This is a genomic window from Nocardia aurea (assembly GCF_003123685.1).
GTDB lineage: Bacteria > Actinomycetota > Actinomycetes > Mycobacteriales > Mycobacteriaceae > Nocardia > Nocardia aurea.
Genome location: NZ_QCYJ01000003.1, coordinates 1 through 12,407, shown reverse-complemented (window position 1 = coordinate 12,407; position 12,407 = coordinate 1). Strand labels below are relative to the sequence as shown.

Here is a 12,407-nt window from a genome sequence, read left to right as displayed (position 1 = left end):
CTGCTCGCCGCCGTAGCATTCGGGCCGTGCACGATATCCGTGCCTGCGCGCCCGGTCGAGTCGGCACCGTCGAGGATCGTCCGCCTTTCAGCCTCGGCACCCGTGGATTCGAATACATCCCCCGAAACAGGTGATACCGCTTGCGCTCAGCTGAAGGCCGAGAAGGCCGACGATTCGCTGTACCGGTATGTCGACCCGTGGCGGTTGCCGCCGACCCGACTCTGTCCCTGTGCATTCCTGTGCTGATGCCCTGAGTCCACGGGCTGGATGACATTGGTCTCTTCCAGGAGTGACACGGACCGGACGATGCTCGGAACGAAGCCGACATGCCCGCCCAGGCAGGAGACCGACGATGTCGAGTGTCACGCTGTCCCGTTCCATCGGTGGTGGTCCCGACAGGCGCGCCATTGGCAACTCAGGCCGTGGAATCAGAATCAGCTGATGCGCAGATCGGACCGGATCGAAGGCGTGACGCTGATTCTCGCGGTATTGGCGGCCCTGTTCTCCGTGCCGGTGGCCGGCGCACTCGGAACCGCCGCGTACTCGGCCGAAGCAGCGTCGATCCGAATCGAACACACCAGCCGAACCAACGTCGACGCGGTGATAATCGCCGAGCCCGAGCAGATCCTCGGTGATATCCGGCAAGCGAGCCTGCGATGGCAGGCGCACGATCGAGCACGGGACGCGATCGTGCCGGTCCCGCCTTCAGCCGAGAAGGGGGATCACCTCAGCCTGTGGGTCGATGCCGACGGCGCGCCGAGTGACGCCCCTCGCAGCTCGGATGCCGCCGCGATGACGGGTGTAGCAGTCGCTGTCATCGTGTTCGCAGTGACCCTCGTCGGCGGATTCTGCGTGGTGGAATGTACACGGCGTTGGTTTCAGCGGCGAAACGGAATTCGGTGGGAAACCGAGTGGCGGCAGATCGACAGCTGCGGGCGCGAGGACCGTTGAACTGCGATGAGTGCGAATCGCCGGTGCCGGACAGGCCACGAAGATAACTCCGTAAGTCCCGGCGACTACGACAGCACGCCCGACATCGCCACGATCGTCACCGGTATCGAGCAGGCGTCGGACAGTTGCTACGGCATGCCCGCGACGTGCAGGCCGAGCCGGACGCCGCGGCCCCGCGCGGCTCGATCGGGTCCGATCCAGCGCCGGAGGGTCGGTGAACCCGCAGTCACCGTATAGGTGGATCGTGCGCTGTATCCGCAGCCGGGAAGTCCCATGTCCCGGGTCGGCGTGCCGTGTCGTCTTCGGGCACGCGGAGAGGAATAGTCGAGTCGCGCGCCGAATTCCCGCAGCCGACATTCGAGCGGAGACGATATGACCACCCCGGCCAACCATCAGTCGATCGTCGTGGGTATCAACAGGAGTCGCGCGTCCCTGGCCGCCGCGCGGTGGGCGGCCGCGATCGCCGCCCACCGTCAGGTGCCGCTCGAACTCCTCGCGGTGGTGTCGACCCCGGACCACCGGCTCACCGCAGCCACACGGGCCGAAGCAGATCTCTTGCCGCGACTGCGCGAAGCGGCGAAGGAGAAGGTGGCCGAGGTCGCGGATGTGGTGCGCGAGGATTTCCCGCGGTCGCGGGTCGTCGAGCAGGTGGTGGAAGGGTTCCCGCCGCGGGAATTGATCGCCGCGGGCGAGTCGGCACAACTGCTTGTCGTCGCGGCCGGTACCGACGACCGACTCAGCACAGTGCTGCTGGGCTCGACCGCGCTACGCGTGGCCAACAAGGCGGGCTGCCCGGTCGCGGTGTGGCGTGGGAACCGGGCACATCCGCTGCCCGACGAGCGACCGATCCTCGTCGGCGTGGATGGCAGCCCCGACGGTGACGCAGCGATCGGGCACGCCTTCGAAATGGCCGCGTTGCTCGGGGTGGCTATCGTCGCGTTGCACGTCTGGAACGACCCGGACCTGTTGCAGTGGACACCGGTGGCCGACAGTTGGGATGTGCTGGCTCAGCAAGAAGAAGAACTGCTCGGTGAGCGCCTCTCGGGCTGGGCCGACAGGTACCCGGACGTGGAGGTGACCCGGATCCTCCAGAAGGGGCCGACCGCCGAAACGCTGCTCGAACACGCCGCGGACGCTCAACTGGTCGTGACCGGAAGCCACGGTCACAACCGTGTCACCGGATTGTTCGTCGGATCGACCAGCCAGAACCTGCTACACCACGCGCCCTGCCCGACCTTGATCTGCCGCGACAACGGCTGACAGGTCCGGTGGCGACACCGGCCGTTCATCTCGCGTGCGTGACCATAACGGGACAGTGAGCGTGCTGAACGAGGAAGTTGCTGGTGGAGCCGAGCAACAGACCTGCGAAGCTATCGCGACCACGGTCACCGACGACAATCAGTTGTACCGGCTGGTGGACTCGCGCAATCAGGGATGACATCGCGAAGGCGGTCCCGAGGGGCTGTATCGCGGATTCGATCCGAGCAGCGCGACCAAATTTCTGGAACCCCGGCCCTACGACGACATCGTGCGCGAGGTCGGCCCTGTCCGACCGGTGCTCGAGTTGCTGGACGCCGACCGCGAGCAGCTGCGCGCCGGGCTGGAGACCGCAGGCCGCAAGGCGATCGGCTCCTTGGCCTCGGCGCTCGAGCAGGTCATCCACGAGATCCGCGAACGCGCGAGCGAGCCCGGCGACACGTACCACCACAGCGGCTACCACTTCGCCGTCCGCGCCATGACCGCCGGAGGACCTGGTTCGGCCCGGCAACCCCGATCGACACCCACCGGGTCCTTCTCCACCCCGACCAACAAGATCCGGTCGCCTCACGGCCGGTCCTGCAACGACGGGAACGCTGAGTTGTTCCCAGACGGAGACCCCCACATGACTGTCCTCGGCGACCGACGTCTGCTCACCCCCGCGCCTCTGCGCAGCACACGAGTCGGTGATCTGACAGTCACCTACATCCCCGACGGGCACACGCCATTGGATGCCCGAAAGTGGTTCCCCGACAGCACCGAAGAGTTCTGGACCGACAACAGCGACTACCTCACCGACGGGTCTCTCACCGCCAGCGTCGGCGGACTGCTCATCCAACACCGAGACCGGGCGATGCTGATCGACGCGGGATTCGGGCAACCGTTCGGGTTGACCGAAGTCGAAACGGAGTTCGGTGCCCTTCAAGGCGGCGCGATGCTGGCCAACCTGAACGCCCTCGGTGTCGACCCGAACAGCATCGACACCGTCGCGATCACCCACCTACACGCCGACCACCTCGGCCTACTCTGGCAAACCCCACCCGGAATGAACACACCACCACTGATCGACGCGCAAGTCGCCGTCTCCACACCCGACTGGGACCGACACGACCTCGCCCACGACCAAGGCACACTGGCCGCGATGCTCGAACCCTTCGCCGACCAGGTCGTCACCGTCGACCCCGGTGATGAGATCTTCCCGGGAGTGCGGGCGTTCTCGCTGCCCGGACACACCCTGGGCCACCTCGGCTACGACATCGTCTCCGGCGGTGAACGCCTGATCGTGCTCGGCGACGCCATGCACTCCGACCTACAGATCACCCACCCCGACCTGGTCTGCGCCGTCGACCACGACCGCGCACAAGCCGTCGAGACCAGACACCGGCTCATCCGGGAACTCCAGCAGCCCGCGACACTGGGCTTCGGAGGTCACTTCGCCGACCGCCAGTTCGGCACCGTCGCCGACCAGGACGGCATCGCTCGATGGATTCCGGTCACGCACTGACCTCACCGCCGAACAGGTCTGCGGTAGTCTTCTGGCTCGACATGGCGGGAGACCGCCCTGATGGGGGGAAGCATTTTGAATGCGTTGGGGTAGAAGCAGTTTGATCGTCTTTGTTGCTGCGTCTTTCCTGCTGCCCAGCTGCACGAACATCGTGGCCGGGAAAGCAGTAGTGGCGGCCAGGGACATCGACCAGATCGTCGTGTTCAACCCGTGCCGGGGAGAAGACTTCGACGAGGCCCTGCGATCAGCTGGTCTGGACCCGGCGACCAGACATGTTGTCACCGACGCACCGGAAGGTCCCGCGTCGTGGCGGGTCTGCAACTGGCGACCTCTCGATGTTCGCCAGCACGGATCCGCCAAACTGGTCGTGACCCTGTTCTCCACCAGCCACACCCTCTACGAACTACGCACGAAGGAGAACGTGGTCATCCTCGGCCACACCCGGGTCAACAAGCGCCAAGGCCTGGTGTCCAACGAACGATTCGACCCAGGGACCTGCTACGTGTCCTTCGACGCCCAACAAGGCATGTTCGAAGTCAACGCCGGATGGCTCAGCGACGAAGGCACACGAATCGGCGAGCCATGCCAGATCGCACAACATTTCGCACGGGCACTCGAACCACACTTACCGAAATGACCTATCCGAAGAAAGGATCCACATCGGCAGCAACAGCCATCGAGATCCACGCTGTGATCTTGCCGATCCTGTTCCGAAACGGCATCCACGCCAGCGCCCAGCAGCTCGGGCCTCGTTATCCTGCTGCCACCGCAGACCGCTGCCTCAGGATGCTTGGCGGTGCTCGTCCTCGTGCTCGCGGCGAGCGATCACCCCGAGCAGGTCACGCACCCACGCCGGTCGTTGCTCACCCGCTTTGCCTTCGGCGACATCGCGTTCGATCAGCGAGCGTATGTACGCCGACTGCGACAAGCCCAACTCAGCGGCGCGACGCTTACACGCTTTGTCGAGGTCATAGGTCATTTTCACCGAACGCGGGATCAGGACAGGGTCGGTGTCCGGGCCGGTCCGAATCGGTGGGTCGACGGGTTCATCGGTAAACTCGAGACGCTTGGCCATCGCCGCGACCTCGGCGGGGCTCATATTCTCGAACGGATCAGTCATTGCGGGTCGCCTCCCACTTCTCGAAGTCTTCGACCTGATCGGCGGTCAGGTACTCGGCGTTGTACACCTCGATGTCGCGACCGAGACGCCGTGCGTAGACCACCAAAGGGGTCCCGTCGTCGGCACGGCCCCAGACCACCAGCGAACTCAGTCCCGTGACCGGGTCACCGGCAGTCCGCAACCACACCCGCTGCCGACCAGCTAGCCACACATTCACCAGGTCGAATACGTCGTCCGGATCAACGCCTGATCGGGCCAACAACTACGCGAGCGCCCAGTACCATTCGATCGCCACACCCCTCAGACTACCCACAGACTACCCGATCTGTCCCGGGCTGACCAGGAACCGCACAGATGTTCCAGCTCACCTACAGAAACTCTTGGTCGACCACGACCCACGTGCCTCGGGTTCGACACTCGCCGACAGCACCCACCAACCGAAACCGTGGGTTGTACCGGCGGATCAACGAATGAGCAGCCTACGGCGACCAGACAGCGGCCGATCTCGCCGACGGATTCGTTGTCCCGCAACACCGCACCTGGACACATCGGTCCTGAACTGTCGGTACCAATCTCTATTGTTCAAATCCCGCCCGGCCGGAGGGTCCGCGCTCGCAAAACGACTTTCGATGACAGGAGTGCCCGAGATGGGTGAATCGGTGCTGACCGAACAGCAACCACAACAGACGATTCCCGAGCATCAGACGCAACTTCGACCAACCAACGAAATCCCTACCGCGGTTGCCGTGCAGGCGATCCTGTTGCGAACCGACGACATCGCGGTCGCGATAGCAGGGGCCCGCGCCTACCGGCACGGCGTGGAACTACACTTCCAGCTCCACAGCCGCCCCGGCGCTCGCTGCACCGCCCTCAGTGCCTTCGCGGGCTACCCCGGCGGAACCAAGGACCAATTCCTCATCGGTCTCGAATTCGCCGACGGCCGCACCGTCACCAACTGGCCAGGCGACCCCACCGACCCTGACACTCCGACACTGATGGCCTCCGCCAGCGGCGGGAGCACACTGCTCGCCACAGCCAACTACTACCTCACCCCGCTTCCTCCCCCGGGACGGCTGTCGGTCATCGGTACCTGGCCCGCCCAACAGATAGCCGAACACCGGATCGAGCTCGACACCGACGCGATCCGCCACGGCGCCGCAACGTCGACGGTGCTGTGGCCGCAGCAACCGGACACACCATCAACTCCCCAACCGACGACCCCGCCCGCTATCGAACCCGACGGATGGTTCGCCAGAACCCGCCCCTCCCTCATCGCCTGACAATCCCCAGGTCGTGCGCGGAACGAACGCGTCCAGCGCAGCCCCGCTCAGCTGTACCCCGGTCGCCGGGCGGGACAGGTACTTCCCTGTTCCATCCCCCGACCACCGCGGCCGCCAGAGCGCACGGCGCAAAACGACCCGCGTGTGTGGATGCCATCAGCCACGCCGAGGAGGAATCGGTCTACCGCCGCCGCATGATCGAAATCGGAAGCCGAAGGCCACAAAGTACCGGTCAGCGGGTGACGTGCCCAACCGGCATTCTGCGGATCTGATCGGCGACGAGATCTATCGACGATGACCGGTGAGATCTGCGGTGGTGACCGCGGCCCAACCTTGCCCACGTCGCGCGCAGTGCCACTGCTCGATCACGCGCCATTCCCAGATCGGTTTGTCGGCGGTGATCGGCGCCGGTTCGGGCATCAATTTGCGGTTGAGGTAGGTGTTCGCTGTCGGTGAGGATGACCTGGGAGCGCCGCGAACGCCGCGGCGGACAGTTCGGTCAGCCAAGCCCCGATGTCGTGGCGCAGGGCCGCGGGCAGGTGGTTGCCCATGTCACGGGTCGAGGTGGTGCGCGCCAGGACCCGCGAGCGTTCGTGGTCGACCGGCGTGGGCTGCGCCGCACCCGCCGTGACCTGGGCGTCGGTCAGTCGAATACTTGACCGACGCAACCCCGCTCGATCGGTACCCATGGGGATCCTTTCCATTGCCGGACCGGGGTTCGCCTGTTCGACCGAACGGCATCGTTGAATTCATCCCGGGGAGTGTGGTTTTCGCGCACTCGGGATGTCGGGCTCGCTCCCGGACACGCCAGTCGGGCCGAAAATGGTAAGGCCCATACGGGAACAGGGAGGGCCCAGAGATGACCGAAACCTGCGCTTCGGAGCGGGCGGCCACGGAACGCGGGGGTCAGCCATGGCTGACCGCGGAGTGCCGCCGCCTCGTCGAAAGAGTCCGCGTGGGCAAGAACGCGCTGGAGCTGACCGCGGAGTTCGGTCGCACCGACGGGGCGATCCGCTCCCGCTCCCGGATGCTGCTGCCACCGCAGCAGCGCGACATAGGCAACAGCGGCCGAACGGCGGTGACACTGCTGGCCGGGACTGACCGTACGAGCCTGCGCCCGCCACGGGCTGCGCCGGTCGAGGGCGCGACCAGCATCTGCTGGGACAACAGTCCTGCGGTGAAGGCGGAGACCGTCGCGCGGGAGAAGATCGCCGGGCCGAACACTCTCCGCCGAATAGTCGAGTCCGCCGATCGGTGCGGTCCCCCGGGTACAGCGGGGTCGCCGACCCCTGAGTGTGACGACCTACTTGTTCTCAGAGTCGCTTGTTGCGCAATCGATTTCGATGACAAGCCGCGCTCGGTGCGGAATGATGGGGCTCGCGGTAGATCGGCGGATTTGTCGGTCGGCAGGGAATCAAGGGGGTACATCAGTCATGGGAAAAGTCGATACCAAGGGGATCTGGACACGCATCAGCGTGGACCCGAGCGAGTTCCACGGATTGGGCGAGGCAGGCGCCAAGTCGAGCTCCGGCATCAAGTCGAGTATCAGATGGGGCCAGGACGAAGAGAAGAGCAGCTATGACTTCACCGGCCTGACCGATGTCGAAGCGCGCCTCGACGGCCAGAACTTCCGGCTTGGCATCTTCACCCACTACAACCGTCGAATCCACCTGACACACAGACAAACGACGCAAGCCCGATCCACGCGCCGTTGTGCGTGCGCGCCCACGCGTGCAGCTGCCCCGGAACACTGCCTACCACGCGCAACCCGCCCGACTTGACCCTCAGCGGAACCACATCGAGACCGAACGTCCCTTACGCCCGCTCAAGGGTGAACGCGGCAGTCGCCATTCCGTGTGGCTGGTTGTCAGGGACGATGGAGTGCGTCAAAGGTGATGGCGAGTGTGACCGGTGTGTCGAGGACTAGAGCAGTGCGATGGACTTTGTGGGGCATGTATCGCAGTCCGGACCAGTCGAGGCGATATTCCTCGATCCGGTCGATGATTTCCCAGCTCTTGTCGAAGTGGACGATCAGATAGGCGGGTATTCCGGTGCGCGCGTAGAGCGTGTGTTTCTCGCTGGTGTCGGTGTCGACAGTGCTTTTGGAGACGACTTCGACGATGAGGGCAATGTGGTCGCGGACAGTGTTGACGTCGTACGGTTCGCAATCACGAACGAAGATGTCGGGGTAGCGGACATTGAGCCGGTGATCGGTTCGGCGATCGTCGGCGTCGGCGAAACGGACCGCGACATCGGATCCGACACGAAGGCACGGCCCCGCGGGATCGCGAGCATCTTCCAGCGCGGCCCCGAGTCGGCGCACGACGCGGCTGTGAGCCTCGCTTTGGGCCATCAGCCGCACCACGGCGCCGTCGATGATCTCGACGTCGCCGAATGTGCTGCTGAATGAGTCGGGCTCGGTCGCCAGGAACTCTTCGGCGGTGATTCGGGGATGCGCGTCGGGATTCGATACCGTCACGGTCAGCTCCTCATGGTGTTTCGACTGCTCGAGCCTACGGCACCCGACAGAGCAGACAGTGGTCGCTTTGCTTGGCGAATCGCCCGAAAACCGGCTTCATCGTTCGAGTGGCCGGAGAGGACCTCGGCCAGTGCTGCTCCGTCGGCTAACCGCATCCCCGTCCAGGAACGGGATCCCCACGCGACAGGCGGGTGGTGCAGGACCACGAACACCGGAACCTCGCTGCGTGTGGACGATGCCTCATCCAGCCAGGCTAATGCCGCAACCGCGAATGTTTGTCCTGTTCGGTGGGTGACGCACCGATGGAAATCCCGGCGTGGGCGGGTGGTGGGTTCAGGCTGTCGGGGTGGCAGAACGTGTCCGTGTCCATGAGCTCGATGATGACGAGGGCCGCAGGCTGTTGCGAATCGTCCGTCGGGGTACCGGGTCGGTGATGACCTGGCGGCGTGCGCAGATGGTGTTGTTGTCGGGCCAGGGTGTGCCGGTGGCCGGGATCGCGGAGTTGAGTTTCACCAGCCCGGACCGGGGACGTGGTGCACAACTTCAACACCGACGGATTCGCGTCGTTGTATCCGAAATTCAAAGGCGGACGGACGAAGACGTTCACCCTGGCCGAGCGGCGTGAAGTGAAGAAGATCGCCAAATCCACCCCCGACCGAACATGGTCTGCCGTTCTCGACCTGGAGTCTTGCCAAGTTGGCCGATTTCCTGGTCGCCGAGGGGGTGGTCAACGACATCAGCCACCATGGATGTCGGTCAGAGACGAGCAGCTGCGACGGTCAGGAGCTGTTCGGCCGCCGCCGACCAGGTCCGGCTGGTCGCCATGGCCTTTCGGATCGTTTGTGCTGTAGCGAATGCCGCATCCGGGTGGCCCAGTACCGATGCGATGGCGTGACCCCATCGAATGCGATCCTTGTCGGGGTCGTCGGTGACGGGCACTGTCACCTGACCCGCCAACGTCTTGGGCAACACTTCGTTCGGCAACATGCCCAGACCGCTGGATTTGCTGACGAGCACGAGTGTTCCCGCGACGATCGCTTCCAGGCCGACCAGCCCGAACCCTTCGGCGCGTGAGGGCATCAGCAGCAGTACCGCGCGGTGGAGATCAGCCTGGAAGGTCTCGACTGCTGGTGAGTAGACACGGGAAGGACACGAAGACCCGGGATGCCGGCCCATTCGCGTACACGCTGCCGGACAGTGGATCCTTCGTGTTCCGTAACGCCGCGTACCACCAGTTGGATCTCGTGATCGTCTGAGTCCAACAACTCGCGGAGTGCAAACCCAGCGACCGTGCCGCGATGTCGGCCAATCCCTTGACCGGTGCGTCGTTCGAGGTGAGGCGCCCTGCGATCAGGACTTGCGCAAGATGGTTGTTCCGGTAGATCCGTTCCTCACCCTCGGTGATGTCGAAGCCGGGATCCAGTCTCAGCAGCGATTGTCCGGTCTTGTCGGCGTCGATATACAAGTTCAGCCAGTCGAACAGCACGGGCCCGACGGCCACGGCACAGAACGCGCCCTGGGCCAGTCCGATCTCGGCTGCGGTTCGCTGCTCGGCCAGCGCAGTCGGGTCGAGATTCCCGGGCTCCTTCTCGAATTCGAGCTGATCAGGCTTGACGTGAACGAACTGGAAACGCTTCGCGTCGGGGTAATGTTCTTCGACGAGTTGGCGTGCGTGCGGTCCGCTCACGCGCCCGTGGCCGATCACGACATCGGGGACACCGTCGCCGGGCAATGTCGGCCGTCTCGTCAGCTGATCCCGAGCGAAGGTGTCCGGTTCGGTTTCCGGTCCGATCAGTGTCACTCCGACCGTCTGCGCGTCCCGTTGAGGGGAACCCACACCGAGACCTGAGAAATCACCACCTCAGCGTAAGCGACCCAACGGGACCCATAACTACCTGGAACCAACAGGCAGACCTCGATGGCCGATGCGAAACTGAACCGTTCGGACCTGCGCGCCGTCGCCCCCCGGACCGCCTTCGTGGCCCGAAGCGGGCTGGCGGGACTACCGGTAGGGGCTCATGTGCCGAGTTGTTTTCGGGGATCCGGGAAGCCGAGGTCGGTGTAGCCGGGTGCACGTTGCTCGAGTGTGCGGGCAAGTATCGGGGTACGAACATCGTGGTAGTCGTGCACGGTCGCGGTGGTCTTGCCCGGATGGGTCCGGGTGATTCGGCCGACATACTGCACGAGACGTCCTTTGAACTTGACAGGTGCCGCCAAGAAGAGAGTGTCGAGAGCGGGACAGTCGAACCCTTCCCCGATATAGGAGCCGGTTCCCACGATGAGCAGGGGACGGTCCTGCTCGAGGTAGTCCGCGATCGTGTCGTTGGCGGTTCGGCGTTCACGGGCTCCCATGCCGCCCCGAAGCACTATCACCTCACCGCAGCCGGCCGAAGTGAGTCGTTCGGCGATCGCGGTGAGGTGTCCGATCCAGGTCGTCAGTACCAGGATGTTGGCGCCGTCACGATGCGATGCGGTGACGTCGTCGACGATCTGGGTCAGGCGGTCCTGATCACTGGCGAGGGCTCGGTAGATCTCGGCCATTCCCCCGCCTCGGGTGGGGTCGGCGTCGCCGTCGTAGGCGAAGGCGGTGTGGTGAACGTGCAGGACCGGATGTGGGGCCGGCTCGGTATCCCGTGACGGCAGATGCCCCGCTGTGGGCGCTTCGATGGTGTGGGTGTGGGAGCCGAGTTGATGGAAGATCAGGTCATCGAGTTGGTCTCGCCGGTAGGGGGTAGCGGTGAGCCCGAGCCAGTTCTTCGCGGGAATCGTGTTGAGAACTTCGGTGAACGCGGAGGACGCGACGTGATGGCACTCGTCGACTACGACGAACCCGTAGCCGGCGGTGATTTCGTTGGTGTTGGTGCGTCGCGCCAGCGTCGGCAGCAACGCCACGTCGATGACGCCGGTGGTTTTGGATCGGCCACCGCCGATCTGCCCGCAGGTGATGCCGAGATGTTGGGTGATCCGTGCACGCCACTGGTCGGCAAGTGCTTTGCGGTCGACGATGATCAGGGTGGACGTGGCACGTTCGGCGATGGCCGCGCAGGCGATCACGGTTTTGCCGGTGCCCGGTGGCGCCACCACCACTGTGGTGTCGGCGCCGAGGATCGTTGCCACCGCCTGCTGCTGTTCGTGGCGGAGTTCGGTTGCGCACGAGTAGGCGTGGGTGGTGCCGGTGACGCGTGCGTCCTCGATACGCAACCGGCTTCCAGCGGATTCGATCAGAGTGGTCAGCAACGGCAGCAGTCCGCGTGGCAAAACGAGGTCGCCGTCGAGGGTCTCGTCGTAGCTGCGCAGGAATCGTAGTGTGTCCCAGGTGCTTCTTCGTGCGCGTTGACGGGCGAAGAATTCCGGATTGGCGATGGAGGCGGCGTGTTTGACCGTGGAGATCATCGCCGGTCCGAGATCGGTCGCCTTGAGCTGGATGCGGGCGCCCAGGCGCGCGTGGACGACGAGGGCCGGGCGCGGCAGGATCGCCGACGAGGTCGGCACCCGTGGGCGCCGTACGTCACGGCCGACCGACGGTTGCGACAGTGCCCCTGCCAGCGTGGCGACTTGCTTGGGCGACAGTCGTGCGATGCTGCACAGATAGGCCCACTGGTCGGTGAACGGTTCCAGCGTCGCCGGATCGAGGAACACTGTGGTGCCGTGACGACGGCGTGCTCCGGCCAGCGGTGCCGCGATCAAATTCCCGAATCCGCGCCCGGTGTGGGTGTCTTGGTGTCAACGGCAAGCGAATCCTGGACACTTTCCGGCACCTGAATTCTGACCCCCTCGGTCGGTCGGGTTGGTGGTTTCAGTCTTCAGTTGTGCTGG

13 protein-coding genes and 2 pseudogenes are annotated in these 12,407 nt (G+C 64.8%); 6 read left to right on the top strand and 9 right to left on the bottom strand.

Features of this window, described 5'->3' with window-relative positions:
- The first annotated feature begins 267 nt into the window (after window positions 1-267).
- Entirely contained in the window at window positions 268-951 is a 684-nt protein-coding gene (locus DAT37_RS00125; protein ID WP_456320106.1) for an Rv1733c family protein, read from the top strand.
- Between the two features lie 372 nt (window positions 952-1,323).
- Entirely contained in the window at window positions 1,324-2,211 is an 888-nt protein-coding gene (locus tag DAT37_RS00115; RefSeq protein ID WP_109522596.1) for a universal stress protein, read from the top strand.
- 25 nt (window positions 2,212-2,236) lie between these two features.
- On the opposite strand, the pseudogene DAT37_RS00110 reads toward DAT37_RS00115, so the two are convergent.
- Window positions 2,237-2,356, bottom strand: a pseudogene (locus tag DAT37_RS00110) (universal stress protein); the annotation flags it as partial.
- A 123-nt stretch (window positions 2,357-2,479) separates the two neighbouring features.
- On the opposite strand from DAT37_RS00110, the gene DAT37_RS00105 reads away from it, so the two are divergent.
- Both DAT37_RS00105 and DAT37_RS00100 read left to right on the top strand, forming a co-directional pair.
- A complete protein-coding gene (locus DAT37_RS00105) occupies window positions 2,480-3,712 on the top strand; it encodes an MBL fold metallo-hydrolase (protein ID WP_198654016.1) in 1,233 nt (410 codons plus the stop codon).
- Window positions 3,713-3,881: 169 nt separating this feature from the next.
- Complete coding sequence (locus tag DAT37_RS00100) at window positions 3,882-4,349, top strand: DUF3558 domain-containing protein (RefSeq protein WP_157978216.1); 468 nt, start codon at window positions 3,882-3,884, stop codon at window positions 4,347-4,349.
- Between the two features lie 144 nt (window positions 4,350-4,493).
- Here the strand turns inward: DAT37_RS00100 and DAT37_RS00095 are convergent, their stop codons facing one another.
- Both DAT37_RS00095 and DAT37_RS00090 read right to left on the bottom strand, forming a co-directional pair.
- Entirely contained in the window at window positions 4,494-4,832 is a 339-nt protein-coding gene (locus tag DAT37_RS00095) for a hypothetical protein (RefSeq protein WP_109522594.1), read from the bottom strand.
- Complete coding sequence (locus DAT37_RS00090) at window positions 4,825-5,019, bottom strand: hypothetical protein (RefSeq protein ID WP_109522593.1); 195 nt, start codon at window positions 5,017-5,019, stop codon at window positions 4,825-4,827. The genes DAT37_RS00095 and DAT37_RS00090 overlap by 8 nt, the downstream gene beginning before the upstream one ends.
- Before the next feature lie 460 nt (window positions 5,020-5,479).
- Here DAT37_RS00090 and DAT37_RS00085 point away from each other — a divergent pair, with 460 nt between their 5' ends.
- Window positions 5,480-6,112, top strand: a complete 633-nt coding sequence (locus DAT37_RS00085) for a hypothetical protein (protein ID WP_109522592.1) — start codon at window positions 5,480-5,482, stop codon at window positions 6,110-6,112.
- A 419-nt stretch (window positions 6,113-6,531) separates the two neighbouring features.
- Here the strand turns inward: DAT37_RS00085 and DAT37_RS00080 are convergent, their stop codons facing one another.
- The gene (locus tag DAT37_RS00080) at window positions 6,532-6,801 is read right to left on the bottom strand and encodes a hypothetical protein (protein ID WP_157978214.1); all 270 of its coding nucleotides are present in this window, start codon (window positions 6,799-6,801) and stop codon (window positions 6,532-6,534) included.
- A 744-nt stretch (window positions 6,802-7,545) separates the two neighbouring features.
- On the opposite strand from DAT37_RS00080, the gene DAT37_RS00070 reads away from it, so the two are divergent.
- Window positions 7,546-7,893: a choice-of-anchor K domain-containing protein gene (locus DAT37_RS00070; protein ID WP_109522589.1), complete on the top strand. Its 348-nt coding sequence runs from the start codon at window positions 7,546-7,548 to the stop codon at window positions 7,891-7,893.
- 86 nt (window positions 7,894-7,979) lie between these two features.
- Here DAT37_RS00070 and DAT37_RS00065 read toward each other — a convergent pair whose 3' ends face one another.
- The 5 genes and pseudogenes from DAT37_RS00065 to DAT37_RS46320 all read right to left on the bottom strand — a co-directional run.
- Window positions 7,980-8,591, bottom strand: coding sequence for a Uma2 family endonuclease (locus tag DAT37_RS00065; protein ID WP_109522588.1), 612 nt, complete (start codon window positions 8,589-8,591; stop codon window positions 7,980-7,982).
- A 756-nt stretch (window positions 8,592-9,347) separates the two neighbouring features.
- Window positions 9,348-9,767, bottom strand: coding sequence for a glycosyltransferase (locus tag DAT37_RS44740; RefSeq protein ID WP_332873258.1), 420 nt, complete (start codon window positions 9,765-9,767; stop codon window positions 9,348-9,350).
- Window positions 9,697-10,428, bottom strand: a complete 732-nt coding sequence (locus DAT37_RS00050) for a hypothetical protein (RefSeq protein WP_198654014.1) — start codon at window positions 10,426-10,428, stop codon at window positions 9,697-9,699. The genes DAT37_RS44740 and DAT37_RS00050 overlap by 71 nt, the downstream gene beginning before the upstream one ends.
- A gap of 179 nt (window positions 10,429-10,607) precedes the next feature.
- Complete coding sequence (locus DAT37_RS00045) at window positions 10,608-11,984, bottom strand: DEAD/DEAH box helicase (protein WP_408637351.1); 1,377 nt, start codon at window positions 11,982-11,984, stop codon at window positions 10,608-10,610.
- Between the two features lie 165 nt (window positions 11,985-12,149).
- Window positions 12,150-12,299: pseudogene (locus tag DAT37_RS46320) on the bottom strand (TOTE conflict system archaeo-eukaryotic primase domain-containing protein); the annotation flags it as partial.
- Between the last annotated feature and the right edge of the window lie 108 nt (window positions 12,300-12,407).

What these genes read in the sequence shown, in the direction of transcription:
- DAT37_RS00095 (WP_109522594.1), bottom strand. Translation starts at nt 4,832, where the DNA reads ATGACTGATCCGTTCGAGAATATGAGCCCCGCCGAGGTCGCGGCGATG.
- DAT37_RS00045 (WP_408637351.1), bottom strand. Translation starts at nt 11,984, where the DNA reads ATGATCTCCACGGTCAAACACGCCGCCTCCATCGCCAATCCGGAATTC.
- DAT37_RS00070 (WP_109522589.1), top strand. Translation starts at nt 7,546, where the DNA reads ATGGGAAAAGTCGATACCAAGGGGATCTGGACACGCATCAGCGTGGAC.
- DAT37_RS00115 (WP_109522596.1), top strand. Translation starts at nt 1,324, where the DNA reads ATGACCACCCCGGCCAACCATCAGTCGATCGTCGTGGGTATCAACAGG.
- DAT37_RS00085 (WP_109522592.1), top strand. Translation starts at nt 5,480, where the DNA reads ATGGGTGAATCGGTGCTGACCGAACAGCAACCACAACAGACGATTCCC.
- DAT37_RS00080 (WP_157978214.1), bottom strand. Translation starts at nt 6,801, where the DNA reads ATGGGTACCGATCGAGCGGGGTTGCGTCGGTCAAGTATTCGACTGACC.
- DAT37_RS44740 (WP_332873258.1), bottom strand. Translation starts at nt 9,767, where the DNA reads ATGGGCCGGCATCCCGGGTCTTCGTGTCCTTCCCGTGTCTACTCACCA.
- DAT37_RS00125 (WP_456320106.1), top strand. Translation starts at nt 268, where the DNA reads ATGACATTGGTCTCTTCCAGGAGTGACACGGACCGGACGATGCTCGGA.